The sequence below is a fragment of the Streptomyces sp. RLB3-17 genome (assembly GCF_007113425.2).
Taxonomy (GTDB): domain Bacteria; phylum Actinomycetota; class Actinomycetes; order Streptomycetales; family Streptomycetaceae; genus Streptomyces; species Streptomyces mirabilis_D.
Map to the genome: position 1 here is coordinate 9,715,212 of NZ_CP041610.2, position 25,971 is coordinate 9,741,182.

Sequence of the window (25,971 nt, forward strand, 5' to 3'; positions counted from 1 at the left end):
CTCGGCCGCTCCTATCCGAAGTGGCTGTCGGTGATCTCCCCGTCCTCCGTGTCCGCGTGGGCGACACAGCGGAAGGCGCGGAGTCCGTCGGACCACTGCTGGGCGGTCGGCGGCAGGATGTCCGTGCTCCACCGGCCGGCGACGGCCCGTCCGGTGGCCGTCCTGGACTTCAGCATGACCTCCTGGGAGCACAGCGCCTTGACGGTGGGGTGCTTGATCAGGTCCCGGGCGTTGTTCGTCATCCCGTCCTCGGGCAGCGGGGCGATGGCGAAGGTCTCCCACACGTGCTTCACCCGGCAGTCCGCGAGGCTGACGGTGATCGTCCCCGAGATGTCGGTGATGCCGCTCCAGCACTCGGGGGTCGTGACGCACCGGCCGCCCGCGCCGTCGACCGCGGCGGCGGGGCAGTCCCGGGCGGTGGTCGACACCCCACCGAACCCCGTGTTCGCGGCGGACGTGGTGACGGACGGCCGGGACGAGGTCGAGGGGGACGTGGGGGTGTCGGACCCCCCACCCCGGTAGCTGATCACGGTGATCGAGACGCCCACCGAGACCGCCACCGCCGCCACCGCGGCGATCAGTTGGGGGCGCCGCCTCGTCTTCTGCCGGTCCTGCGGCGCCGGGGCGGTGGTCGTGCCCGGCCGACCGGGTTCGGGCGGCGGGGTGGTGTCCCGCCGCGCGGGGACGGTGGTGGTCCGGCCGCCGGGTACGGGACCGAAGCCGGCCCGGTCGGCGCTGTCCACGTCGACGGCGGCGAGCGCGTCACGCAGGGCCCCGGCGTCGGACAGCCGGCGCGCCGGGTCCGCCACCAGGGCCCGCCCGAGCACCTCGTTGAGCGCCGTCGGCACTCCCGGCAGGTCGGGGTAGGGCCAGGTGTGCCGCACGATGAGTTCCGCGAGACTGAGCTGCGTGCCGTCCTCGGGGAAGTGCGGCGGGCGGCCCCGCAGCAGTGCGTAGACCGTGGCGGCGAGCGAGTACACATCGCCGGCCGGGGTCGGTTCGGCCAGGTGGAACGCCTCGGGCGGAGCGTACGCGGGGGTCAACGCCTCCCGGGTGACCGACAGTTCCCGGTCCGGCCGGGGCATGGCCGCGAGGCCGAAGTCGGCGAGCGCGACACCGCCGTACCGGTTGATCAGGATGTTGCCGGGTTTGATGTCCCGGTGCAGCACCCCGGCGGTGTGCGCCGCGGCCACCGCGTCGGCTATGCCCACGCCGATGTCGCGGGCCTCCTTCACGGACAGCGGGCCCTGGTGGTGCAGACGTTCACCCAGGGAACCGCCGGGACACAGTTCGAGCACCATGTACGGGCGGTTGTCGCCGAACACCCCGGCGTCGTACACCGGGACCACGTGCGGATGCCCGGACAGCTGCCCGGCGGCGGTGACCTCCCGCATGAACCGCTGCCGGTCGCGGGGCGAGTCGAGCACCCTGCTGTCCACCTTGAGCGCCACCTCGCGGCCCACGGCCAGTTGCCGCGCCCGGTACACCGTGGCGAACCCGCCCTGGCCCAGGACCTCCTGGATCTCGTACCCGGCCAGTTGCATCCGTTCGAACCGCATCGTGCCCGTCATCCCCCAGCGCAGGACCACCCCCGCGGCAGCACGTCTGACCGGGGACCGCGCCGACTCTAGCGGAGGCCCACGTCAGGACAGCCGGCCCACATGGGCCAGGGCCTGCTTGAGGAGGGCTCCGTGGCCGCCCGGCATCTCGCCCAGGACCGCGGGCGACGAGGCCTCCTCGGGGCTGAACCAGACCAGGTCGAGGGCGTCCTGCCGGGGGCGGCAGTCGCCGGTCACCGGGACGATGTAGGCGAGCGACACCGCGTGCTGGCGGGGGTCGTGGAACGGCGTGACACCCACCGTGGGGAAGTACTCGGCGACGGTGAAGGGCTGGAGCGAGGTCGGGATGCGGGGGAGCGCCACCGGGCCGAGGTCCTTCTCCAGGTGGCGCAGGAGGGCGTCCCTGACCCGCTCGTGGTGCAGCACCCGGCCCGAGACGACGGTGCGGCTGACCGTCCCGTCCGGCCCTATGCGCAGCAGCAGTCCGATGCTGGTGACTTCGCCGTTGTCGTCGACGCGGACCGGCACGGCCTCGACGTACAGGATCGGCATGCGTGCGCGCGCGCTCTCGAGTTCGTCGGGCGTCAGCCAGCCCGGCGTGGTCTCGGTCATGTCAGACATTGGGTGATCATACTTTCAACCCTTCCGGATCCGCGCGCAGTGCTCGCCGTGGTGTCTGGTGGCCATTGTCATCACCACCCACAACGTGCGCGCGGTGCAACGGATACGCCGACCGCCCGGATCGTTGGGGAAAGCCGCCGGATGGGCAGGGCGGCCGTCGGGCCAGGAGGGCAGCCGTCGCGTCAGTAGGGCAGCAGGCGACCCGACGGTGTCCTGCGGTCGATCGTCACCTCGCGCCCGGTGGCGGGGCGACGGCTGGGGCGAATGCGGATCTGGCGGTTCATGGCGGCCTCCTCGGACTCGTACGACCAGCTTCCACGCCGCCGCGCTCACGCGCGTCGTGCTCACGGGTCACCCGTACCTCTCCCTGAGGAGCAGACGCGCGACCCGGTCGTACTACCAAGGGGGGATGCCGACCCTGGGGCACGGTCCGGCGCGAGCCGTGCTCTCCGGGCTTATCCCCATTCCGTCTTCGCGTACTCCGTCGCCGTGCCACCGGCGAAGTCGCGGCCGCTGAGGTGGACGCGCCCGAGGCGGCCGCGACTTCGCCGGGCGCCGCCATTTGAGTGAAGGCGGACTCCCGTGCGCCCCGGGTGAACCTCGTCCGTGCGCCCCACGTGAGCGTCGTCGAGGGTTAACCCTCGATTGCCCCCGACCCGAATGACATGTCTGGGTCAAGCTGCCATTCTTCTTCCTCACCTGCCGGACAGGCCTCACACGGTCCGCGCAGGGGCCCCGCACTGCTCAGCTCGTCCCGGCCAGCACATCCCGTCTGCCCGGGTCTGTCACCGGCCGTCGACGCGCGGCCGCAGCAGTAGGAGTACGAGTGAGACGAATCCCCCGTCAGGCGGTCGCGGCCGGAGCGCTGGCGGCCACCGCCGCGTTCCTGGCCGTCGGCATACAGACGGTCCCCGCGGCCGCCAAGCCTGCCGCCCCCCACCCCAGTCCGCTGCGCGCCGGAGGCCTGGAGGCCACGCTCACCCCTGCCCAGCACTCGGCACTGCTGAAGAGCGCGGCACAGAAGACCACGGCGACCGCCGGCACCCTGGGCCTCGGGGCCAAGGAGAAGCTGGTCGTCAAGGACGTCGTCAAGGACCAGGACGGCACGCTCCACACCCGCTACGAGCGCACCTACGCCGGCCTGCCGGTGCTGGGCGGCGACGTGATCGTCCACACTCCGCCGGCCTCCCTCGCCGCCGGCACGGTGAGCAGCACCTTCAACAACAAGCGGACCATCAAGGTCGCCTCCACCACCGCGACCTTCACCAAGTCCGCCGCCGCGAGCAAGGCGCTGAAGGCCGCCAAGTCCCTGGCCGCCGAGAAGCCCACCACCGACAGTGCCCGCAAGGTGATCTGGGCCGGCAGCGGCACCCCGAAGCTTGCCTGGGAGACCGTGATCGGCGGCCTCCAGGACGACGGCACCCCGAGCCAGCTGCACGTCATCACCGACGCCACCACCGGCCAGGAGCTCTACCGCTACCAGGGCATCAAGACCGGCACGGGCAACACGCAGTACAGCGGCACGGTCACGCTGAACACCACGCTGTCCGGATCGACGTACCAGCTGTACGACACCACGCGCGGCGGCCACAAGACCTACAGCCTCAACAACGGCACGTCGGGAACGGGCACGTTGATGACCGACTCCGACGACACGTGGGGCACCGGAGCCGGCTCGAACACCCAGACCGCCGGCGCGGACGCCGCCTACGGCGCCCAGGAGACCTGGGACTTCTACAAGAACACCTTCGGCCGCAGCGGCATCAAGAACGACGGGGTCGCGGCCTACTCGCGCGTCCACTACAGCTCGGCGTACGTCAACGCCTTCTGGGACGACAGCTGCTTCTGCATGACCTACGGCGACGGCTCGGGCGGCACCCACGCGCTCACCTCGCTCGACGTGGCAGGGCACGAGATGAGCCACGGCGTCACCTCCAACACGGCGGGCCTGGACTACAGCGGTGAGTCCGGCGGCCTCAACGAGGCGACCTCCGACATCTTCGGCACCGGCGTGGAGTTCTACGCCAACAACGCCTCCGACCCCGGTGACTACCTCATCGGCGAGAAGATCGACATCAACGGCGACGGCACGCCGCTGCGTTACATGGACAAGCCGAGCAAGGACGGCGGCTCCGCGGACAGTTGGTACTCCGGCGTCGGCAACCTGGACGTCCACTACTCCTCGGGCCCGGCGAACCACATGTTCTACCTGCTCTCCGAGGGCAGCGGCACCAAGGTCATCAACGGCGTCACGTACAACAGCACGACCTCCGACGGAGTCGCCGTCGCGGGCATCGGCCGGGCCGCGGCCCTGCAGATCTGGTACAAGGCGCTGACGTCGTACATGACGTCCAGCACCAACTACGCGGGCGCCCGCACCGCCGCCCTGAACGCGGCCACCGCCCTGTACGGCGCCAGTTCCACCCAGTACGCGGGGGTGGCGAACGCCTTCGCGGGCATCAACGTCGGCAGTCATGTCACACCGCCGTCGAGCGGGGTGACCGTCACCAACCCGGGCAGCCAGTCCTCCACCGTCGGCACCGCGGTGAGCCTGCAGATCTTGGCTAGCAGCACCAACACCGGCTCGCTGAGCTACGCCGCGACCGGGCTGCCCACCGGGCTGTCGATCAACAGCTCGACCGGAGCGATCACCGGGACGCCGACCACCGCCGGGACGTACAGCACCACGGTCACCGTCACCGACAGCACCGGAGCCACCGGAACGGCGTCCTTCACCTGGACCGTCAGCTCCTCCGGGGGCGGCGGCACCTGCACCTCGACCCAGCTGCTCGGCAACCCGGGCTTCGAGTCGGGCAACGCCACCTGGACCGCGAGCAGCGGCGTGATCACCAACTCCAGCAGCCAGGCGGCGCACGCCGGTTCGTACAAGGCGTGGCTGGACGGCTACGGCTCGACGCACACCGACACGCTCTCCCAGTCGGTGACGATCCCGTCCGGCTGCAAGGCCAGCTTCACCTTCTACCTGCACATCGACACCGCGGAGACGACCACCAGCACCGCGTACGACAAGCTGACGGTCACCGCGGGTACCACCACGCTGGCGTCGTACTCCAACCTCAACAAGGCCACGGGGTACACACAGAAGACCTTCGACCTGTCCTCGTTCGCCGGTACCACCGTCGCCCTGAAGTTCAGCGGGGTCGAGGACTCCTCGCTCCAGACCAGCTTCGTCGTCGACGACACCGCCGTCACGACCAGCTGATCGATCCGATCGACACCGTCTGACGCCTCCCCGGCAACAGCCGCGACGTGGGTCACCCGCCAGGGTGGCCCACGTCGCGTCGGTGTGTCGTCGTTCCCGTGATGTCCGTGGTTCCCGGGAAGTCGTCGTTCCTGCGAAGTCGTCGTTCTCGTGCCGGCTCAGGCGAGGGCGAGGAAGAGCTTCTCGAGTTCGGCCTCGGACATCGGGGGCGTCTCGTCGTCGGCCGCGGTCATGCACTGACGCATCCCGCTGGCGACGATCTTGAATCCGGCGCGGTCGAGGGCGCGGGAGACGGCGGCGAGTTGGGTGACCACGTCCTTGCAGTCGCGGCCGGCCTCGATCATGGCGATGACGCCGGCGAGCTGCCCCTGGGCGCGGCGCAGGCGGTTGAGGATCGCGGTACTGGCTTCCTCGTCGACGGACATGGCCATGGGGTGGCTCCTCCTCGGGGTGGTGCTGTTCAGTTTACCCCCTGGGGTATCACTGGAGCGGCTGTCCGATCGCCTCCACCGGTCCGCCCGTCCGGTCCGATGACCTTCTTTATCGCGGGATCGTCGGCCGGCCGGTTCGCCCGGGCGACCGTCGCGGGGAGGGCGCCGAGGGGGTGAGGGAGCCGAGCCCGGCGGCGAGAACGAGCCAGGCGGCCGCGACGACTTTCGGGGTGGCGGTGGCCCCTCGTGGCGGCCCGGCCCGTTCCCTGGCCCTCGCCGTGGTCCGAGGTCGGTCCCCGGGTGCCCGTCCGCCGTCGAGGAATTTGGCGTGATCGCCCCAGGCGCCGCTGAGGCGGATGTGATTTCGGCCCCCTTTTGGTGCGGCACCGCTCATGGCGTGACGTTTCCGCAGACGTGAGGTGCCGCACGTGCATGCATGAAATGTGTAGCACGGTATGGGGTGCGCCGGAACGCAGTCCTCCGTTTTCCATGCGGATGAGTGGTACGTATTCCCCCTGGTTTGTTGGTGCGTTGACTCGGAAAAGAACCTTCGCGACGGGTGGGGATAGGCCGTGCGAATATTCCGATTCGCACCAGGGAATCAAGCTCGGGGCCATGAATCACAGGGAATTGCTAGACCACTTAGATGAGTGCGGAATCGTCGATCGAGGGATTGATCGAGCGAGCCGCGAATCCCAGGAAGAGGTGCGGCGCGAGTTCTCCTGGGATGTGATCGCCAGCCACCGGGAGCGACTGATGAGGCTGGTCCGCCGCCGGCTGCCGAATGCTCAGGACGCGGAGGACTGCGTTCAGGAAGCGATGCTCAGAGCGGCGGCCCACGGCAATCTCGACCAGGACCGGATCGGTCCCTTTCTGACCTCGGTCGCCCTGCGTCTTTGTGTGGACCACTACCGCGAACTGGAGCGGAGACGGCGGCTGTTGCGCCGCGCGGCGGACGTGGGCGGGCCCGAGCTGCCGGACGAAGGCGTGTGCGACCAGGACTTCGGACGCTGGCTGCTCGGCCAGGTGCACCTGCTGCGGGGCCGGGAGCGGCAGGTGGTCCTCGCCCGTGCCCATGGCATCTCCACGCTGGAATTCGCCCGCATGCACCAGATCTCGGTCAAGGCGGCCGAAGGCGCGTTCACCCGGGGGCGGGCTCGGCTGCGGCTGCTCTGCGCCAGGGCCCTCGACGGCGCCGCGGCATAACGGATTTCCGCCTTTCTCCCGCGTCCGGCGCAGGCCGGGGGTGGGGACGAAAACGGCTCCCGAATTCCGGGAGTGCGGATGAGATGGAAAGGGTAGTGACCGTGAGCAAGAATAACACCCAGGACACCATCAAGGATTTCATCGGCGATATCGCCGACAGCACCAAGAAGGCATTCGATGAAATCCTCGACCGGAAGGGCGATGATTCGCATTCCGCGGACTGGCTCACCCCGGGGAATCCGTATCAGGCGCTGAACGGGCTTCCCGGCGATGTGCTGAGGACGGTCAGCGCGCTGTCCGCCCTCGGCGGCGTGGCCAACCCCGTGGCCGCACTCGCCAACGCCGCCAACGCCGCGGCCGGCCTCGGCGCCGCCAACCCGCTGGCCGCTCTCGCCGGTGCGGCCCCCAACCCGCTGGCCGCACTGGGCGGTGGGGCGCCCAATCCACTCGCGGCCCTCACGGGCGGCGGCGCGAACCCGCTCGGCGCCCTCGGCGGTGCCAATCCGCTGGGCGCGCTCGGACAGGTCGCCGGCGGGGCGGCCTCGGCCGTCTCGGGCGCGGCCGACATGGCGGAGGGCCTGGCCGCGCTGCCCCGGCAGATCGCCCAGCTCTCCGAGCTCGTCGCCTCCCTGGTGAACGTGCTGGAGGGCGTCCAGGGGGTGGCCGGCGCCATGGCGGGCGCCGGGCGGGCACCGGCGGCGAGGAAGAGCGGCTGATCCGCCGCTGATCCGGGGCTCACCGGGCGCGTACCGCCTCACCTCGGGTGAGTGATCGCGCCGCATGACCCACGTGCGTGGGCGATCGCACGGATGACCGACGGAACTCGTCAGGCGCAGGAGGTTGTGACACATGGGTGCCATGCTCGGCAGTCGGCTCCGGCTGGTTGTGAAGGTGCTGGGAAGCCTCGTCGCCGACGAGGTCGGCCAGGTGACGCGGGAGCGCCGGCGGTCCCGGCAGGACCCGGACTCCCCGGCGGAAGGCGAGGCCTCCGCCGGGGACGGGACCAACTCCGTGGACGGGGCACGCCGTGCGAAGGCGGTGCGGCACGCCCTGGAGAGCCTCGGCCCGTTCTATGTGAAGCTCGGCCAGATCCTCTCCACCCGGCCCGACATGGTGCCCGCCTCCATGATCGGCGAACTGCAGAACCTCCACGACCAGGTCGACGTCCAGCCCTTCGACCTCTTCGAGCCCGTGCTCCAGGAGGAGCTGGGACTGGACTGGAAGCGCCGCTTCGACGACATCGAGACGGTCCGCCCGCTCGGGGCGGCCTCACTGGCCCAGGTCTACCGGGTGACGCTGCCCGGCGGCCGGCCCGCCGTGGTGAAGATCCAGCGGCCCGGGATCCGGGACACCGTCCGCGCGGACATGGCCCTGATGCGCAAGGCGTCCCGGATCGTCGCCCGTACCGCACCCCGCTTCAACGAGGTCATCGACGTCGAGGCGATGCTCGGCTCCATCTTCGACGCGATGGAACCCGAGCTGGACTTCACCGGCGAGGCCCGCAACATGGACGAGGCCCGCGAGAACATCCGCCGCTACCCCTCGCTCTCCGTGCCCCGGGTCGTCCACGCCACCCCCAAGGTGCTGATCCAGTCACTGGCACCCGGCGCCTCCGTACGCCATCTCGACCGCCGCTCGTTCAGCGACCGGGAGCGCACGGACATCGGCAAGGACCTGCTGCGCTTCATGTACCGCGGGTACTTCGTCGACCGGATGTTCCACGCCGACCCGCACGCGGGCAACGTCTTCGCACTGCCCGGCGGCCCGGCCACCCTCATCGACTGGGGCATGGTCGGCCGCCTCGACCGACGCACCAGCCTCCAACTGCTGCCCCTGCTCATGGCCATCGCGCAGAACGACGGCCACGGTCTCGCCCACGCGTGGGCCGACATGGGCCGGGTCACCGCCTGGTCGAACCTGCCCGCGTTCGCCGCCGACATGGCCGCGCTGGTCCCCAAGGTCGCCACCGCGTCCCTGGAGGACATCAACTTCGGGGTGTCCCTGACCACCGTCCTGGAGAAGGCGACCCGGCGGGGCATCGGCTCGGCGCCCGCCATCTCCCTGCTCGGCAAGTCCTTCGCGAACCTGGAGGGTTCGGTGCGCTGTCTCGCGCCGGACATCGCCCTCGCGGAGGTCTTCAAGGCGGAGGCGCGCGGGATCATCCTGGCCCTGATCCGCGAGTACTTCTCCGTGGACCAGGTCGCCCGCAACACGATGGACCTCCTCTCAGCCGCCGCGTCCGCCCCCGAACAGTGGCGCGGGCTGCTCTCCGACGCGGCCAACCGTCAGTTCGCGCTCCAGCTCCACGAGCCGCACACGCCCTCGTCCATGGGCGGACAGCGGCCCTGGTCACCCTCGCGCGGGCTCATGGCGCTGGGCGCCGCGGCCCTGTTCCTCGACCGCCGCCGCACGCCCCGCTGACCCACCCCGCCATTCGATCCACCCTCGACAACCGCCCCATCCACCGCCCATGTCAACCGCACGCACAAAGGAATGACCCATGCCCATGCAGCAACACGACGCTCAGCGCGAAGCGGCCCCCGGCGCCCTGGACGGGGTCTCGGAGACGGCCCTGTGGACCGTCCGCATGCGGGCCCATGAATCCGCGCGGGCGGACGCCCTCTTCGACGACCGGCTCGCGGGCGAGTTCCTGAACGCCGCCGGGGTGGCGGGCGCCCCGCCGGGAGCCGGCGTCCTGCAGAAGGTGCTGCCCGACTGGCTGGCCGTCCGCACCCGCTTCTTCGACGACCACCTGCTCGCCACGACGCGGGAGGGACGCACGCAGGTCGTCCTGCTGGGAGCGGGACTCGACACCCGTGCCTTCCGGCTCGACTGGCCCGCCGGAACCCATGTCTTCGAGGTCGACCTGCCGGCCGTACACACCTTCAAGGCACGGGTCGTCGACGGACGTACGCCGGACACCGCGCGGCGCACCACGGTCGCCGCCGACCTGCTGGGCGACTGGCGCGGCGCGCTGCTCGCCGCCGGGTTCGACCCCGGCCGGCCCACCGCCTGGCTGTGCGAGGGGCTGCTCTTCTACCTGGCACCCGAGGCGGTGGAGCGTCTGATCGGCACGGTGAGCACGCTCTCCGCACCGGGCAGCAGCCTCGGCGCCGAGTGCCTCAACGCCGACACCGCCGACTCGCCCTTCGTGAAGCCCTGGCTGGAGGCCCTGTCCGGCTCGGGGACACCGTGGGTGTGGCACCTCGCGGACGCGGAGCGCTGGTGGGGCGGCTACGGCTGGCAGGCGCGCGTCGCGGACCTGCTGGCACTGCCGTACGCCGTCGAGCGGTTCGCCCCGCATCTGGCCGCGTTCTCGGGGGTCGAGAAGGACAGCATGATCCTGGTCACCGCGACGACCCCGGACAGCGGGGCGACCCCGGACGACGGAACGAGCCCGGTCGGCGGGCGGTGACCGTGGACGGCCACAATCTCTGCCAGACCCCCACCACCTACCGGCTGCTGCGCCTCGAATACCTGCTCGGGCTCCTGGTGGCCGCGGGATTCTTCCTCGCGCACCTGGCCGAGGTGCGCTGGTGGGTCGCCGTCGTCCTGTTCGTCTACGTCGACGTCATCGGCTATCTGCCGGGCGCGCTCGCCTACCACCGCAGTCCCGACCAGCAGGTCTCCCGCGTCTACTACGTGCTCTACAACACCATGCACAGCCTGAGCGTGCAGGGCGCGGTCCTCGGCGCCTGGGTCTTGGCCCACGGCTGGGAGTGGGCGCTGCTGGTCCTGCCCATCCATCTCTTCGGGGACCGGGCGCTGTTCGGCAACTTCGCCAAGTCGTTCACCGTGTCCTTCGAGCCGGTTCCGCACCCCGCCGTGCAAGGACCGCTGCGGGACTTCGCCACCGTCCCCTGGCACGAGGCGGCGGTGCGGTGAGCGCCGCACAGGCGCCGGCCGACACGGAGGCGTACGAGATGCTGCGCCGGTACGGCAGCCACAGCAGCGCCTTCCTCGCGATGAACAGCGGGAACCGCCGCTTCCACACGGACGGTGTCGACGGCTTCGTCCCGTACCGGGAGGCCGGCCGACGACACCTGTTCCAACTGGGCGGACCCGTATGCGCGGTGGAGGACGGCCCGAGCCTGCTGACCGCGCTGCTCGCACGGGCCGGCGGTGAGCGACGCCGGGTCGCCGCCGTCCAGCTCTCCCGCCCGCAGGCCGAACTGCACGCCGGACACGGCTTCGTCGTCAACCAGTTCGGCGCCTCCTTCAGCATCGCCCTCGACGGGTACAGCCTCGGCGGACAGCGCATGGTCAAGGTGCGCAACATGGTCAACCGGGCCCGCAGGGAAGGGGTCTCGGTCGCCGAGGTGCCCGCCGAGGAGCGGGACGGCGCGAAGGTCACCGCGGCCCTCGACGCCGTGGACGCCGCCTGGCTGCGCGCCAAGGGCCGGCACGTCAAGGAACTCGAGTTCCTGATCGGCGAACGCGGCGGCCCCGGCGCACCGCACCGGCGCCTGTTCACCGCCGTCCACGCGGGACGGACCGTCGGCTACGTGTCGTACTCACCGGTCTTCGGCGAACACGCCGGCTGGCTGTACGACCTCACACGGCGGCTCCCGGACGCACCGCCCGGCACGGTGGAACTGCTGTTCGCCACCGCCCTGCGCCAGTTCCAGGACGAGGGCTGCGGCTGGCTGCACCTCGGCTTCACCCCGTTCGTCCAGCTCGGGCCGGACACGGCCGCGCCCGGCCCGACCAGCACCTTCCTGCACCGCTGCGTGGAGGTGCTGGCGACCAAGGGGCGCGCCATCTATCCGGCGGCCGCCCAGGAGTCCTTCAAGCTCAAATGGCGCCCACAGCTGATCGAACCGGAGTACCTGGCCTTCCAGGGCCGGGTGAGCCCCGGCGCCGTCTGGCAGCTGATGCGCCTCACCAAGTCGGTCTGACCCGCTCCAGGGTCCCGGCCGTCCCCATGACTCAGAAAGGCTGAAATGACCACATCCATCGAGAAGTTCCCTGTGGAGGCCGACCGCCACCGCGCCCCGGGGCTCCTGGAAGGCGCGCTGCGCACCGAACTGACACCGGAGGGCTGCGACCTCGGCTACTGGTTCCGGGCCGTGCCGGAAGGCACCCTCGGCGGTGATCCCCTGGGCCGCTCCCCGGACGTGCCGGTGCCGGACCACATGATGGTGGACGGGCCGCTGCGCCAGGCCGTCATGCAGGAGCTCGCCTTCCGCTCGATGGCGGAGGAGAAGGCGGCCCGCGCCATCTCCTTCCTCGTCGCGTACGCCCCCGACCTCGCCGGGATGGACTTCTACACCTCCCAGCTGATGGACGAGGCCCGCCACGCCTACGCCTTCCGTGGTCACCTGCTCGAACTGGGCGTACCACAGGGCGAGTTGGCAGCCACCATGGAGTCGCTCGCCGGGGTCGACCGGGACGCCGTCCTCAACCCCCTGGAGGAGTTCGGGCTCGCCGTCATGGAGAAGGAACGCGACTACATCGGCGGCGTGATCACCCTCACCGTCCTGGTGGAAGGGGTCCTCGCGCCCACCGCCGAGCTGAGCGAGCGCAAATGGCGGCCCTTCGACGCGCCCGCCGCCGAGATCGAACGCGCCGCGGGCATCGACGAGATCCGGCATCTGTCCGTGGGCACCACCATCGTCCGCCGCCACGTCCGGCAACACCCCGAGGACCTGGAGCGGATCGGCGAACTCGTCGCGCGCGGGATGCGGTTGTGGTCCGAGCTCCCGGTGCAGCAGATGACCTTCCGCCGCGAACAGCTCTACCAGCAGGGGCTGGACCAGCACCGCGACCTCGTCGGCGACTACGAGCTGTGGCCCGGCCGCCGCCTGGTCGACACCACCGCCGAGGAACGGATGCTCGCCGCCGCGGAATGGTCGCGCGTCACCCAGGAAGCGCGCCTCACCGACATGGGCCTGACCTCGTGAACAGGCCGCGCACACCCGCCCGCATCGCGGGCGTCCAACAACGGAAGGGTCGGTGGCACACCGATGACCGACAGCCCGGCAGTCAACTCCTCACCGTATGAACCGGCCGCGCAGGACGAGGACTTCCGCGAACTGACCCGGCGCGTCCAGGCCGCCGGGCTCATGCGGCCCCGCACGGGCCAGTACGTGACCGGGATCGCGGTGGTCTGGTTGATGAACGCCCTCGGCTGGGCGGCGCTGGCCTTCTCCGGCGGCACCTGGTGGAAGGTGGTCCTGGCCGCGGTCTGGCTCGCCGTCTGGCACGAGCAGCTCGCCTTCCTCGTGCACGACGCGGGACACCGTCAGATCACCCGGTCCCGCAAGTTCATCCAGGCCCTCGGCCTGGTCCACGGCAACCTGATGCTCGGGGTCTGCTTCGGCTGGTGGGTGCAGCACCACAACCGGCACCACAACCACCCCAACCACCTGGAGCTCGACCCCGACATCCTGCGGCGCGTGGCCATCTTCGCGCCCGAACAGGCCCAGGACCGCAAGGGATTCGCCCGCTTCCTCGCCGCAAACCAGCGCTATCTGTTCTTCCCGCTGCTGGGCCTCGAAGCGCTGGTGCTGCGTATCGCCGGCGTCATCGCCCTGCGCCGCCGGGCGCTGCGCAAGCCCCTCCTGGAGGGCGGCCTGATGGTGCTGCACGCGGTGCTGTTCTTCGGCGCGCTGTTCGTGCTCCTGCCCTGGACGTCCGTCCTGCTCTTCCTCGCCGTCCACCAGGTCCTCCTCGGCTATCTGCTCGGCCTCGCCTTCGCCGTCAACCACAAGGGCCTGCCGACCCGCGTGGGCAAGGAGTGGAGCTGGCTGGAGCGCCAGGTCCTCACCTCGCGCACCCTGCCCACCGGATACATCGGCGACTTCTTCTACGGCGGCCTCAACTACCAGATCGAGCACCACCTCTTCCCCGGCATGCCCAGGGCGGCGCTGCGCCGCGCCTATCCGCTCGTCAAGCAGTTCTGCGTCGAGCGGGAGATCCCGTACGTCGAGACGGGTGTCCTGGAGTCGTACCGCGACCTCGCCGAGCATCTCGGCTCCGCGAGCGAAGTTCTCCGTGGCACCACGGCCACGGCCTGAAGGAAAGGAAACCGGACGCAATGACGTTCTCAGCCAAGGCGAAATCGAAGGTGTCCCCGCTGTCCCGCCTCGGCAGGAGGTCGGTGCTGGCCGCCGCCCTCCTCGCGGGCACGGCCCTGGCCGCCCCCGTGGCCCAGGCCGCACCGGCCGCGGAGCGGGCCGCACCGGTCCCCGACCTCGTGTGCCGCCTCGACGCCGAGGTGAACTTCAGCCCGCCGCTCAGTGTGCGGGTCAAGGAGGCCAAGGTGACCGGGCACATCGGTTACCTGGACTGCCGCTCGCCCAGCGGAGCGGCGCCGGAGCTGACCGACATCGTCTTCGGTGTCGACGGCACCGGAAGATTCGGTGTGTTCCCGCCGACCTTCTCCGTGGAGGGCAACGGCGTGGGCACCTGGAACACGGGTGAGGTCGGCAGTCTCTACTTCAAGGGAGACCTCAAGCAGGGCAGCCCCGTGCCGGAGCGCACCGTGACGAGCGGCCCGCTCGCCGGCGACGGAATCAACGGGCTGCAGATCCCCACCCCCCGGTTCGACAAGATCACCCCGGACGGGGTCGCGGGCTTCGACGTCATCGGCCAGGTCTGCTTCTGGCCGGGTGAGAAGGGCCGCTGCACGGCGTTCTGAGCCGACCGCGCGAAGGAGGGGGTGGTGCGGGCCGACCGGGCCCGCACCACCCCCTTCCTTACGTGCTCTCCGTCGTCGTACGGGTGCTTCGCCGCCGTACGGGACTCAGTCGGCCAGCGCCTTGAGCGTCTCCCGCACCACGATCGGGTCGTACGGCATGGCCAGGTGGGTGGTCCGGTTCTTCGGGGCGAGGAGCTGAAGGCAGGTGTTGGTGACCGGGTGTTCCGGCCGGGCGGGCTTCAGCTGCTGGGCCTCCGGAGGCTGGACCAGTTCGTCCCGGGTCGACCAGATGACGGTGTAGTCGACCCCGTCCACCGTGTCGCCCGGTGCCACCAGCTCACCCACGAACTCCGAGTCGTGCAGCAGCTGGGTGAAGGCCGGGCTGATCCGGAAGAGCACCTTGTCCTCCACGACCGCCTGGACGCCGGGGACCTGGCGGACCAGCTTCGTCAGGCCCGCCACCTCGACCCCGTGGTTGCTGGGCGCGATCCCGACGACACGGCGCACCTTCCCGGTCCCGCCGAGGTACTTGAGGTAGTAGTGCGGGAGCATCCCGCCCTGCGAGTGGCCCACGAGGTCCACCTTCGACGCCTTGGTGTCCACCAGCACCCGGTCCACGAAGTCCGCGAGCTCCTGGGAGGACTTCCGCATGTCGCCGAGACCGTACAGGCGGGGGAGCGTGGGCAGTTCACCGTAGTTGAGGCGGAAGATGCGGTGTCCGGCCGTTCGGAGCGCGGGCGCCAGCTTCCGCCAGACGGACTCCCGGTCGCCGAGCGTGCCGTGCACGAGGACGACCGGGTGAGGACGCTCCGGCGTCGGGGGCAGGCCCCAGTCGTCCGTCTCGGGGTCGCCGTCGAGTCCGGCGACCAGCCGGTGCGCGGCGGACCGGGTGTTGCCGGCCAGCCGCTCGGGCGTGCTGAGCAGTTCGGCCGCGGCGCTCTCGGAGTTCACGCCGGGAATGCGGGGCAGGGACATGGGGCCTCCTTGGCCTCGGTTGTGGGTACGGAGTGGTCGTGGATACGAGGGAGGCCCGGCCGGGGCGAACCCCGGCCGGGCCTCCGTCCTGACTTCTGGTGGGCTCAGTCGGTGGTCGCCGCGGGCAGCGCGTGGAACGCCCGGTCGTGCCAGAGCAGCGGCCGTCCGCCGTTCACCTCCACCGCCATCACCCGTCCGACGACGGCGTGGTGATCCCCGTACGGCCGTACGTCCTCGACGAGGCACACCGACCACGCGAGGGCGTCGGCGAGCACCGGCAGGCCGAGCACCCGGCGCACCGGGCTGCCCTCGAACCGCCTGGCGGGCGGCACGGAGGCGTCGGCGAAGAGTTCCGCGACCGGTCTCTGATGTTCCGTCAACAGGCTCACGGCGAAGGCACCTTGCTCACGCAGGGCGGTGAGTGTGCGCGAACTGCCGCGCAGACACGCGAGGATCAGCGGCGGCCGCGCCGACACGGAGGTCAGCGCGGAGACCGTCATCCCGGTCGGGCCCGCCCCGTCCAGCGCCGTGACGACCGTGACGCCGGCCGTCAGCTTGGCGTAGAGACCGAGACAGCGGACCGTGTCGGGGCCGGGCTCGTCCCGCAGGGTGTCCCAGCCGGCGGCGGCCGGGCCGTCGGGACGGAGCCGGCGGGGCACGAGGGTGAGGTCAGCCATGCGCGGGGGCGACGCTGTCGGCGAGCTGGGCCGGGGCGGGCGTGACCCTGCCGAGCAGCCCGCGCAGGATGCGTTCGATATTGCTGCGCAGCGTCGAGTCGGCGACGGGGTCGAGGAGTTCCGCCAGGGTGGGGATCCCCAGGTCGAAGACGGCGTCGAAGGTCACCGCCGTACCGTCCTCGCCGGACGCGCACCGCCAGGTGCCCTCGAACAGCTCGAAGTCGCCCGTGAGCTGGGTGAAACCGATGGTCCGCGTCTTCGGGAAGAACGCGTCCCGCTCCGACCAGCGCATCAGACCGTTCCTGAAGCGCACGGTCCAGTCCGACACCACCGTGCCGTCGTCATGGGGTGGATGGACCACGACCTCGCGGACGGTCTCGGTGACTTCGGGATACCGGCGGAAATCACGGATTCGCTGGTAGGCGGTCTCGGGGTCGACGTCGTGGGCGGTCAGCCGTACGGTCACGTGACGCATGGGAGGTGTGGCCTTTCCACGGTAGGGACGGGTCGGCGGTAGGTGGACGGGTCAGCCGACATGGGTCGCGACGACGCGCAGTGCCTCGGTCAGGGCGGTGAGGAACAGCCGTACCTCCTCCTCGCCGACGATCGCGGGCGGTGTCAGCCGCAGCACCCGGGTGGCGTTGAGGGAGTGGTTCACGAGGACGCCGCGCCCGACCAGCTCGAGGATCAGTTCACCCACGGCCTGCTCCTCGGTGAACTCCAGGCCGATCAGCAGCCCCCGCCCGCGGACCTCGCGCACGAGGCCGCCGGTGTACGGGGCGCAGGCGGCCCGGACGCCCGCGAGCAGCCGCTCGCCCAGGGCCTTGGCACGCGGGACGACGCCCTCCCGGTCCAGGGCCTCGATCGCGGCGAGCGCGGCGGCGCAGGCGATCGGGGAGGCCGCGAAGGTGGAGGTGTGCAGATAGGGGTCGCGGGAGAACGGCCCGTAGGCCGCCGCGGTAGCGACCATCGCCGCGACGGGCACGACACCTCCGCTGAGTCCCTTTCCGACGAGCAGTACGTCGGGCTGTGGGGGCGGGCCGCTCGCGGCGTCGGCGTCCATGCCCCACCACGAGCCCAGTCGGCCCAGGCCCGTCTGGATCTCGTCGACGATCAGGAAGGCCCCGTACGTCCGGCACAGCCGGCTCACCTCCGCCAGATGGCCCGGCGGTGGAATGCGTACGCCTCCCTCGCCCTGCACCGGCTCGACGATCACGCAGGCCCGGCGGCCGAGTTCGGCGAGCGTGGCTTCCAGTGCGGCCGTGTCCCCGTACGGGATCGCCGTGCTGTCCGGCAGAAGCGGCTGGAAGGGCTGTTGGTACTTGGGGTTGGCGGTGGCGGTCAGCGCGCCCAGGGTCTTGCCGTGGTAGCCGCCGAGGGTGGAGACGAGGGCGGTGTGGCCGTGCGCCCGGGCCAGTTTCATACCGGCCTCGGTGGCCTCGGCGCCGGAGTTCACGAAGTGGACGTGGTCGAGGCCGGGTGGGGTCCGTGCGGCCAGTGCCTCGGCGGCGAGGGCCGCGACGGGCTCCAGGAAGACCCGCCCGGCCAGCGGATGGGTGTCGACCTGGCGGTGCACGGCCGCGGTCACGTGGGGATGCCGGTGACCGAGGATGAAGACCCCGTAACCGCCGAAGTCGAGGTAGCGGCGGCCGTCCTCGGTGAACACCCACGCGCCGTCGGACGCCGTCTCCAGCATGCCGCCGAGCACCGTGCCGAGGACGGAGCGGCCGGAGGAGAGGTGCTCGCGGTAGAGCCGGGCGATGTGCGCACGGTCCGTGGCGGGGTCGGCGACCGGTGTCACGGATCCGGTGGCGGGCGCCGAGGATCCCTCGGCCGGTGTCACGGTTCCGGTGTCCGGCGTCTCGACGGGGGCGGGGGCCGCGGTCATGAGGCCAGTTCCTGGGTGTGGGTGGCCCCCGAGGACTGGGACCTCGCCGCCGTGTCCTGCGCGGGCCCCGTACGCAGGCGGGTGCGCATACCGCCGCGCCCGGTGGACCAGGCGGCCAGGTTGCGGACGAGCGCCCGTCGGAGATCGTCCTTCGAAAGGGCCGTGCCGCAGTGCGGCGACCCGAGGGACGATTCGAAGGGGAGGGCCCGTTGGAAGACCAGCAGCAGTTCCGCGTACGTCTGGAAGCGGCGCCGCAGCGACTCCGGGAACGTGGGGCCCTCGATCAGCGGCAGCAGCAGCCGGTGCACCGACTCCAGCGGGATGAGCCGCGGCGGATGCGGCCTCGGTCCCCACTGGTCGGCGAACTCCAGGCAGGTGTCCACCACTTCACGCTGGAGCAGCGCCTCGGTGCCGGCCGTCAGCCAGTACTCGCCGCCCGTGACACCGGCCCGCACCAGGTCACCCACCGCGTGCGCGACGATGTCCTGGGGCACCATGTCGATCCGTGCGTCCGGCGCTCCCGGCAGCACCGGCACCTGCCCCTTCACGATGGCGCCCAGGGCCCGTGTCAGCCCCTGCATCCCGGCGATCCGGCCGGTGACGGAGTCACCCATCACCACCGACGGGCGCATGATCACGCCCGGCACCGGGGTGTCGCGCACGACCTGTTCGGCCGCCGTCTTGGAGGCGAGGTACGCGGCGGCACCCGGGAAGCGCTCCTGCTCCTCCGGCGCCAGCGGGTTGGCGACGAAGGCGGTGCTCATGTGGAAGAACGGAGCCTCGGCACGGGCGGCGAGGTCGAGCATCGCGATCGTGCCGTCGAGGTTGGCCCGCCGGATCCGGTCCGGCTCCGCCTTCCAGTTGGTGGCGGCGGCGGAGTGCACCACCAGGTCCACTTCGGCGACGAGCCGGGTGAAGTCCGCCTGGGTCAGGCCGAGTCCGGGTTCCAGCAGATCGGCGCGGACCTCACGGACCCGGTGGTCGTTCACCGGCGTGCGATGACGCAGGCAGACGATGGTGAAATCGGGCGACAGTTCCTCGATCAGGGCTCTGCCGAGTACCCCGGCGCCGCCGGTGAGCAGAATCGTGGGGCGTTTCGCGGGCGGTTGCGGGCTGGTCGGAGCGCTGGGCCGGGGCCGGGACAGAGGCATGGCGGTGATCCCCTCGGTCGAGTGAGCGTAGGTCCTGCCGGACGGGCGGGCGGGTGTCCGGGCGGGTGGGTGTTCGGGTGCTGGGGTACTGCGCGCGCCGGGCGCCTGTGAGCTCGGTTCTTGTTGTTCGACGGCGACTGCGGGGTGTTCGTGGCTGGTCGCGCCGTTCCTCGCGCCCCCTTCGGGGCGCTCTGGCCGGCCGGGGTTACGCGATGGTCAGCGGCTCGTCGGCGAGGTACGCGGACAGCGGGCCGGTCATCCGTGAGCGCGACGGCGGGTGCAGGGAGAGGCCGTTGGCGCAGGCGGCGAGGTATCCGACCTCGTCCGAGGTCATGAAGTTGAGCCCGCCGAGCAGTTCGACGGACCGGGGCACGAGCCGGGCGAGGGCGTCCTGCACGGTGTAGCGCGCGTAGAGCGAGTCGGCGAGCGCGGACTCGTCGGGCGCGCCCTCGTCCACGCGGCGGGCGAGGCCCTCGACCGCCGCCGTCGCGCCCTCGATCTCCACCAGCAGCCGGACCCGTTCGGCGTCGGGCACCCGGTCGTTGAGCAGCACCCGCTCGACGAGGGCGCTCGCGGCGCCCAGGTAGCTGCCGGTCATCAGCAGCTCGAACCAGACAAGACCGGCGGTCTGCACCTCGTCGAGGCGGGCCCCGGCCGGCGAGGCCGTGCGCACCAGGAGTTCCTTCGGGACCAGTACGTTGTCCAACGTCACCTGGTCGCTCTCGGCGCCCGCCAGGAAGGTGCTCGACCAGAAGCCGCTGACGCTCAGCCCCGCGCTCTCGGCGGGCACCAGCGCCACGGCCAGTTCCTCCCCTTCGCCCTCCTCGCACGGCACCATCACGCTGGCGGTGAGCAGGTCCATGGAACGGGCGAGGCTGCACGGCCGTTTCACGCCGGTGATCCGCACCCCTTCGGGCGTCACCGTGGCGGACATGGAGGGCGACAGGATGCCGGTGCCGCTGCGTCCCTCGGCGAAGCCGGAGGCCATCAGCCGGTTCTCGGACGCGACGCCCTGCACGAGCATCCACTCCAGCCCCTCGCCGGAGTCGCTCAGCCCGACCAGCGTGGCCATCGAGAAGTGGTGCATCGTCGTCGCCACCGCGAGCGAGGGCGAACGACTGCCCAGCGCGCGCTGCACCCGCAGGGTCTCCAACGCGGTGGCCCCCCGGCCCTGCAAGGCGGTCGGGGCCAGCAGACCCGGCCCGCCCGCCTCCCGGAACAACCCGATGCCGGGGCTCTTCGGTCCCTCCAGTGTCATCAGCGGTACGGCCCTCAGACTCTCGTCGAGACCGGGCAGCAGTTTGGCGAGGGCCGCGCGCTCACGCTCCAGGAATCTCATGTCGTCCCCTGCTCCTTGATCCTCAGGTGTCGCCGGCAGCGTCGTTTCTGTTTACGCGCGAACCGGCGGAACCCCTCGGGGCAAAAGGGATGTTGGAACGATCGACGGTCAGCGGTTCGGCTGCCGGACCGAGTCCCGTACGACGACGAGGCGGGTGGGTCTGGCCTGGGTCAGTTCCACCCAGCGGGCGAGCTCCTGCTCGTGCGAACCGCTGCGCGTCGCCCGCGCCACGACGGTCGCCGCCGCGTCGTCGGGGTGGCCGTCGCGGGTCAGGAGACTGAGCGGCCAGGCGGGTTCGGAGGGCTCCTGACCGTCGAACGGATGCCAGTCCCACGGCGCGTCGAACCGCCAGGCGCGCCCCGCGGCGTCCGCGACCTCGTCACCCGCCACGAGGCAGGCGTACGGGCGGAACAGCAGGTCGAGGGCGATCGGGATCCCGTCGTCGGGGTCGATCCCGTAGCCCTGCCACTCCAGGTCGAGATCGTGCGACTGCCCCGTGCGCAGCACCATCACCTGCGTCCCCATACGAGGGAGCCGCCCTGTCTCCAGCGGTGGATCCATCCGTTCGACGCTCATCACATGCACCACCGTGGGAGGGATGCCGACCTTGCACACCGCGCCGACCTCGAGGTGCCGGGGCGGCGGCTCGGTGCGGAACAGCTCCAGGTCCCAGTCGTACGAGGCCGGATCGCCGGCCAGGGCCACCTGGCCGTTCCACTCGATCCAGTCGCACTCCGGGTCCACCTCCCACCACGGCCACTCGACGACCACTTCCCGTCGGGTGAGACGGGTGACCCGTGCGTCGGTGTACGGGCACGAGACCAACAGGACATCCCCCACACGGTGATCCGCTCCCACAGCCCGCCTCCCGCTTCCCCGGTCGCCACCGCCCGCACGGTACAAGCTCAAGGTCATCGGCGGTCTACCGGGATGGGCGGAGCAGGCGGTGACGCGTCACGGCCGGGCACAACTGGCGAAGGGCGGAACCGTCACCGTCGACGATCACGGCTTCGGCCGGGCCGGGGCGCGGTGGCCGAGTGCCTCAGGAACGGGGGGACTTGAAACCGACCGCGCCGTACAGCGGGACGGGCGCGTCGCCGATCTCGTCCTCGTCCAGCGCGAGCTCGGGATGCCACTTCGACACCGACACCACCCCGGGGTCGACGAGGTCGAGTCCCCGGAAGAAGCGGCTGACCTCGGTGTGCGAGCGTGCCACGAGGGTCACGCCGCCCGCCGCGTACGCCGCGATCCCGGTCGCGACCGTCACGGGGTCGTATTCACCGGTCAACGCGGACAGGACCAGACAACTGCCCGGCGCCAGCGCGTCGACCAGGGTGTCCACCAGGTCGTACGCGCCGTCCTCCTCGGCGATGAAGTGCATCAGCGCGATCAGCGACAGCGCGACGGGCCGGTCGAAGTCGAGGACCTGGGCGGCCTGTTCGAGTATCTTCCCCGGCTCCCGCGCGTCGGCCTGGATGTACTCCGTCACACCCTCGGGGGTGCCGCGCAACAGGGCCTCGGCGTGGGCGAGGACGATCGGGTCGTTGTCCACGTAGACGACCCGCGCGTCCGGGGCGGCGGCCTGGGCGATCTGGTGGAGGTTCGGCTCCGTGGGGATGCCGGTGCCGATGTCGAGGAACTGGCGGATGCCGGTCTCCCGGACCAGCCAGCGGGTGGCGCGCTGCATGAACCAGCGGTTGCTACGGGCCGAGCGGGGGGCGCTCGGGTCCGTGGACATGATCCGCCGCCCGAGCTCCTCGTCGACCGGGTAGTTGTCCTTGCCGCCGAGGAACCAGTCGTACATCCGCGCCGGGTGCGGCCTGCTGGTGTCGATCCGCTGGGCGGAAGGCCCGGTCGCGGTCATGCGGCGCTCCTCTGCTCACGCTCGTGTTGATGTTCGAGCAGTCTGCCACGGGAGTTGGACCGGGCGGGGGCGTTCTCCGGGGCCCCGACCCACGGGTCACCCGCCGCCGCAGGGGTCACCTGGCGAGACGGTCCTTACGCCGGGACATGCGTGCGCCTAGCATCGGTTCCCGCATGAACACGATGACGCTCTGGCACATATCCATCTGGGAGTTCGCCGCGCTCGCCGCCGCGGCCCTGCTCGTCGGCTTCTCGAAGACCGCCGTGAGCGGCGCCAACACGGTCAGCCTGGCGATTTTCGCCGCCGTGCTGCCCGCCCGCGCCTCGACCGGCGTGCTCCTGCCCCTCCTCATCGTCGGGGACGTGCTCGCCGTGCTCACCTACCGGCGGCACGCCCACTGGCCCACGCTGTGGCGGCTGTTCCCGGCGGTCGCCGCGGGCGTCGTGTTCGGCACGCTGTTCTTGGTGTGGGCCGACGACGGCATCGTACGGACCTCGATCGGCGCGATCCTGCTGCTGATGGCGGCGGTGACGATGTGGCGCCGCCGCGCCGCCGCCCAGGACGAGGAACCCGACTCGGTCTCGACCCGGGCCGGCCGGGTCAAGGCCCGCTCGTACGGCGTCCTCGGCGGCTTCACCACGATGGTCGCCAACGCGGGCGGCCCGGTGATGTCGATGTACCTCCTGTCGGCCGGCTTCCGCAAACTCGGCTTCCTGGGCACCTCGGCCTTCTTCTTCCTGATCGTGAACGTCTCCAAGGTGCCCTTCAGCGTGGGCCTCGGTCTCATCGACTGGCATTCGCTGCTCCTGGACGCGGCACTCGCGATCTTCGTCGTACCGGGGGCGCTCCTCGGGAAATGGGCCGTGCACCGCATCAACCAGATCCTGTTCGAGCGGCTGGTCATCGCGGCGACGGTGGTGGGCGGGGTGCAGCTCCTGCTGCGCTGACCACCTCGTAGGCTCGACGCCATGTCCCCTCACGTCCTGGTCCTCGGCGGCACCACCGAGGCACGCCGACTCGCCGCCGAACTGGCGGCGCGCCCCGGTGTCCGCGTGACGACCTCCCTGGCGGGACGCGTCTCCCGGCCGGGGGCGCTCGACGGGGACGTCCGCGTCGGGGGCTTCGGCGGGGCGGACGGGCTGGCGCGGTGGCTGCGCGAGCACCGGGTGGACGCCGTGGTCGACGCCACCCACCCCTTCGCCGCCGCCATCACGGCGAACGCGGCGCGCGCCGCCACGGCCACGGGGATTCCGGCCGTGGTGCTGCGCCGCCCCGGCTGGACCCCCGGCCCCGACGACCGCTGGCACTGGGCCGGCTCCCTCCCCGAGGCCGCCGCGCTCCTCCCGTCCCTGGGCCGCCGTGTCTTCCTCACCACGGGCCGCCTGGGCCTTGCGGCCTTCGCCCACCTCTCCGAGCTCCACTTCCTCGTCCGTACGGTGGAGCCACCCGAACCGCCGATGCCCCAGGACATGGAAGTGCTGCTCACCCGGGGACCCTTCACACCGGACGAAGAGCAGACCCTGCTGCGCGCACACCGGGTCGACGTGCTGGTGACCAAGGACAGCGGAGGAGAGGCGACGGCCGCCAAACTGACCGCCGCACGCGATCTCGCCCTCCCCGTCGTCGTCGTACGCCGCCCCCCGCTCCCGGCGGACGTGACCACCGCGCCGGACGTGCCGTCGGCCCTGGCCCTGCTGGATCTCGGCCCTCGGTGACGACAGGGCCTAGGGCCTGTCCGGCGGATCAGGTCGGAGGGAAGTAACGGCGCCTCATCAGCGCAGGTGAGCGGGGTCTGGTGCGTGCAGCTGCAAGGCGGAGGAGGGAGTCGACGCGGAGCGTCGGCGAGTGACGACAACGCCGCAGATGGGCGTGCCAGACCCCGCGTCTCCGGCATGATCCGCCGGACAGGCCCTAGCCGCGCGGATGTCTGCGCAGCAGGTACGTGTCCATGATCCAGCCCTTGCGATCCCGTGCCTCGGCCCGCAGCCGCTCGATGCGCGGGGCCGTCTCGGCGATCGGACCGGAGGCCAGGATCTCGTCGGGCGTACCGATGTAGGCGCCCCAGTAGATGTCGATGTCCTCGTCGGCGTACTGCCGGAAGGTCTGATGGGCGTCGAGCATCACGACCACGTCGTCGACCCCCTCGGGGAAGCCCTCCGCGAGCCGCCGCCCCGTGGTGATCTGGACGGGACGGGCCACCCGGTTCAGCCCGGTCCGATGGCGGGCGACCAGCGCGGAGACGCTGCTGATGCCGGGCACGACCTCGTACGTGAACGCCACCGCGCCCCGCTCCAGGATCTCCTCCAGGATCCCGAGCGTGCTGTCGTACAGCGCGGGATCCCCCCAGACCAGGAACGCGCCGCTCTCGTCCTCGCCCAGCTCCTGCGCGATCAGCCGCTGGTAGATGTCGGCGCGGGCACTGCGCCAGTCGCCGACGGCGGGGGAGTAGGCGGTGCCACCGGCGGCCCGGTCGCGGTCCGGGTCGCGCGCCTCGACCAGGCGGTAGGCCCCCTGCGGTATGTGCGCGTCGAGGATGTCACGGCGGAGCTGGACGAGGTCCGACTTCACCTCGCCCTTGTCCAGGATGAAGAACACGTCCGTGCTCCTCAGCGCCTTGACCGCCTGCAAGGTGAGCTGGTCGGGGTCGCCCGCGCCGATGCCGATGACATGAATCTTTCGCACCCCCCGAGTCTGCCGCACGCCACTGACAGCGGACGCACCGCACCCGGGTGACGCCGCACGCACCGCGCGCCGATCGGCGCCGCCGCCCCCGTAAATCCGGCGCTCCCGCACTCACCGGTCCCGGCGGCTCGGCACCCGTCAGCCCCGGCGCCCCCGCAGCCGGGGTGCCCAGGTCACCGCGCTGATCGCGGCGCCCTCACGCTCCACGACCGTCGCCAGCTCGCGTGCCCAGGAGGCGAGTTCGGCGAGGTCCAGTTCATGCGGACGGGCCCGGCCGGCCGCCCCCGCCGCCCACTCCTCGACCGCCCCGGCCCCGCGCCGCAGCAGCCGGGCGCCGCCCGTCGTGTTCCCGCGGGCCGCGTGGGTGAGCCCCACCGCGAGCTGTGCCAGCCCCCGCCAGAGCGTGCGCTCTCCCTCGGGGCCCGACTTCCAGGCGTCCTCGAAGACCTCGTGCGCGTGGAACGGCTTCCCCCCGTCCAACAGCGCCTGCGCCTCGGTGACCGTCTCCTCGGGGCTGCGGACGACGCCCTCCGGTTGCCGCTCCACGCCGTCGGCGTCGTACGGCAGCGGCCGTCCCAGTCCGTCCCGGGGCCGGGCGTTCCGCGCCCGCCCCGTCGTGTCCCGATCCCGCCCGTTGCCCCGCCGACCTCCGGATGTTGCGTTCATGCCCCGATTGTCGCGCGCCCCGCGCCCCCTTCGGAGCAGCCCCCGAC

25 protein-coding genes are annotated in these 25,971 nt (G+C 71.4%); 12 read left to right on the forward strand and 13 right to left on the reverse strand.

The window, feature by feature from the left end:
* Window positions 1–11: 11 nt before the first annotated feature.
* Window positions 12–1,559: a serine/threonine-protein kinase gene (locus FNV62_RS43680; RefSeq protein ID WP_225900597.1), complete on the reverse strand. Its 1,548-nt coding sequence runs from the start codon at window positions 1,557–1,559 to the stop codon at window positions 12–14.
* Between the two features lie 84 nt (window positions 1,560–1,643).
* Window positions 1,644–2,171, reverse strand: a complete 528-nt coding sequence (locus FNV62_RS43685; protein WP_060899080.1) for an NUDIX hydrolase family protein — start codon at window positions 2,169–2,171, stop codon at window positions 1,644–1,646.
* Between the two features lie 835 nt (window positions 2,172–3,006).
* On the opposite strand from FNV62_RS43685, the gene FNV62_RS43690 reads away from it, so the two are divergent.
* A complete protein-coding gene (locus FNV62_RS43690) occupies window positions 3,007–5,403 on the forward strand; it encodes a M4 family metallopeptidase (protein WP_144316087.1) in 2,397 nt (798 codons plus the stop codon).
* 158 nt (window positions 5,404–5,561) lie between these two features.
* On the opposite strand, the gene FNV62_RS43695 is transcribed toward FNV62_RS43690, so the two are convergent.
* Window positions 5,562–5,828 carry a metal-sensitive transcriptional regulator gene (locus FNV62_RS43695; protein WP_054232788.1) on the reverse strand — a complete coding sequence of 89 codons (267 nt, stop codon included), beginning with the start codon at window positions 5,826–5,828 and terminating at the stop codon, window positions 5,562–5,564.
* A 735-nt stretch (window positions 5,829–6,563) separates the two neighbouring features.
* On the opposite strand from FNV62_RS43695, the gene FNV62_RS43700 reads away from it, so the two are divergent.
* The 9 genes from FNV62_RS43700 to FNV62_RS43740 all read left to right on the forward strand — a co-directional run bounded on the left by FNV62_RS43700 (window position 6,564) and on the right by FNV62_RS43740 (window position 14,682).
* A complete protein-coding gene (locus FNV62_RS43700) occupies window positions 6,564–7,040 on the forward strand; it encodes an RNA polymerase sigma factor (protein WP_225900915.1) in 477 nt (158 codons plus the stop codon).
* 101 nt (window positions 7,041–7,141) lie between these two features.
* Complete coding sequence (locus FNV62_RS43705) at window positions 7,142–7,756, forward strand: hypothetical protein (protein ID WP_225900598.1); 615 nt, start codon at window positions 7,142–7,144, stop codon at window positions 7,754–7,756.
* A 133-nt stretch (window positions 7,757–7,889) separates the two neighbouring features.
* Entirely contained in the window at window positions 7,890–9,461 is a 1,572-nt protein-coding gene (locus FNV62_RS43710) for an ABC1 kinase family protein (RefSeq protein WP_060896273.1), read from the forward strand.
* Window positions 9,462–9,540: 79 nt separating this feature from the next.
* Window positions 9,541–10,455, forward strand: a complete 915-nt coding sequence (locus FNV62_RS43715) for an SAM-dependent methyltransferase (RefSeq protein ID WP_143610053.1) — start codon at window positions 9,541–9,543, stop codon at window positions 10,453–10,455.
* Window positions 10,456–10,457: 2 nt separating this feature from the next.
* Complete coding sequence (locus FNV62_RS43720; RefSeq protein ID WP_060896278.1) at window positions 10,458–10,925, forward strand: hypothetical protein; 468 nt, start codon at window positions 10,458–10,460, stop codon at window positions 10,923–10,925.
* Complete coding sequence (locus FNV62_RS43725) at window positions 10,922–11,938, forward strand: DUF2156 domain-containing protein (protein WP_306459602.1); 1,017 nt, start codon at window positions 10,922–10,924, stop codon at window positions 11,936–11,938. Before FNV62_RS43720 ends, FNV62_RS43725 begins: the two co-directional genes overlap by 4 nt.
* Before the next feature lie 45 nt (window positions 11,939–11,983).
* Window positions 11,984–12,943 (forward strand): VlmB-like protein, encoded by a 960-nt coding sequence (locus FNV62_RS43730; protein ID WP_097287327.1) that lies wholly within the window; start codon window positions 11,984–11,986, stop codon window positions 12,941–12,943.
* 63 nt (window positions 12,944–13,006) lie between these two features.
* Window positions 13,007–14,059 carry a fatty acid desaturase family protein gene (locus FNV62_RS43735; RefSeq protein WP_054232682.1) on the forward strand — a complete coding sequence of 351 codons (1,053 nt, stop codon included), beginning with the start codon at window positions 13,007–13,009 and terminating at the stop codon, window positions 14,057–14,059.
* 20 nt (window positions 14,060–14,079) lie between these two features.
* Window positions 14,080–14,682 carry a hypothetical protein gene (locus tag FNV62_RS43740; RefSeq protein ID WP_097287329.1) on the forward strand — a complete coding sequence of 201 codons (603 nt, stop codon included), beginning with the start codon at window positions 14,080–14,082 and terminating at the stop codon, window positions 14,680–14,682.
* Between the two features lie 105 nt (window positions 14,683–14,787).
* On the opposite strand, the gene FNV62_RS43745 is transcribed toward FNV62_RS43740, so the two are convergent.
* The 8 genes from FNV62_RS43745 to FNV62_RS43780 all read right to left on the reverse strand — a co-directional run bounded on the left by FNV62_RS43745 (window position 14,788) and on the right by FNV62_RS43780 (window position 22,576).
* Window positions 14,788–15,657, reverse strand: a complete 870-nt coding sequence (locus FNV62_RS43745) for an esterase/lipase family protein (protein WP_097287330.1) — start codon at window positions 15,655–15,657, stop codon at window positions 14,788–14,790.
* Between the two features lie 104 nt (window positions 15,658–15,761).
* Entirely contained in the window at window positions 15,762–16,334 is a 573-nt protein-coding gene (locus FNV62_RS43750; RefSeq protein WP_079089456.1) for a flavin reductase family protein, read from the reverse strand.
* Complete coding sequence (locus FNV62_RS43755) at window positions 16,327–16,809, reverse strand: type II toxin-antitoxin system RatA family toxin (RefSeq protein ID WP_054232678.1); 483 nt, start codon at window positions 16,807–16,809, stop codon at window positions 16,327–16,329. Before FNV62_RS43755 ends, FNV62_RS43750 begins: the two co-directional genes overlap by 8 nt.
* A gap of 51 nt (window positions 16,810–16,860) precedes the next feature.
* Window positions 16,861–18,222: an aspartate aminotransferase family protein gene (locus FNV62_RS43760; protein WP_144316088.1), complete on the reverse strand. Its 1,362-nt coding sequence runs from the start codon at window positions 18,220–18,222 to the stop codon at window positions 16,861–16,863.
* On the reverse strand, window positions 18,219–19,373 hold the full coding sequence (locus FNV62_RS43765; RefSeq protein ID WP_144316089.1) for an SDR family oxidoreductase: 1,155 nt from the start codon (window positions 19,371–19,373) through the stop codon (window positions 18,219–18,221). The genes FNV62_RS43760 and FNV62_RS43765 overlap by 4 nt, the downstream gene beginning before the upstream one ends.
* A 205-nt stretch (window positions 19,374–19,578) precedes the next feature.
* Window positions 19,579–20,712, reverse strand: a complete 1,134-nt coding sequence (locus FNV62_RS43770) for an acyl-CoA dehydrogenase family protein (protein ID WP_060896268.1) — start codon at window positions 20,710–20,712, stop codon at window positions 19,579–19,581.
* A 108-nt stretch (window positions 20,713–20,820) separates the two neighbouring features.
* Window positions 20,821–21,552: a hypothetical protein gene (locus tag FNV62_RS43775; protein ID WP_225900599.1), complete on the reverse strand. Its 732-nt coding sequence runs from the start codon at window positions 21,550–21,552 to the stop codon at window positions 20,821–20,823.
* 202 nt (window positions 21,553–21,754) lie between these two features.
* Complete coding sequence (locus FNV62_RS43780) at window positions 21,755–22,576, reverse strand: SAM-dependent methyltransferase (RefSeq protein WP_060896266.1); 822 nt, start codon at window positions 22,574–22,576, stop codon at window positions 21,755–21,757.
* A 173-nt stretch (window positions 22,577–22,749) separates the two neighbouring features.
* Between FNV62_RS43780 and FNV62_RS43785 the strand changes: the two genes are divergently transcribed.
* Together FNV62_RS43785 and FNV62_RS43790 are read left to right on the forward strand one after the other, a co-directional pair.
* Complete coding sequence (locus tag FNV62_RS43785) at window positions 22,750–23,523, forward strand: sulfite exporter TauE/SafE family protein (protein ID WP_054232675.1); 774 nt, start codon at window positions 22,750–22,752, stop codon at window positions 23,521–23,523.
* Between the two features lie 21 nt (window positions 23,524–23,544).
* A complete protein-coding gene (locus FNV62_RS43790) occupies window positions 23,545–24,291 on the forward strand; it encodes a cobalt-precorrin-6A reductase (RefSeq protein ID WP_097287336.1) in 747 nt (248 codons plus the stop codon).
* Between the two features lie 196 nt (window positions 24,292–24,487).
* On the opposite strand, the gene cobF is transcribed toward FNV62_RS43790, so the two are convergent.
* The gene (gene cobF / locus FNV62_RS43795) at window positions 24,488–25,258 is read right to left on the reverse strand and encodes a precorrin-6A synthase (deacetylating) (RefSeq protein ID WP_143656346.1); all 771 of its coding nucleotides are present in this window, start codon (window positions 25,256–25,258) and stop codon (window positions 24,488–24,490) included.
* Between the two features lie 138 nt (window positions 25,259–25,396).
* Window positions 25,397–25,924 carry a DUF309 domain-containing protein gene (locus FNV62_RS43800; protein WP_144316091.1) on the reverse strand — a complete coding sequence of 176 codons (528 nt, stop codon included), beginning with the start codon at window positions 25,922–25,924 and terminating at the stop codon, window positions 25,397–25,399.
* Window positions 25,925–25,971 lie beyond the last annotated feature (47 nt).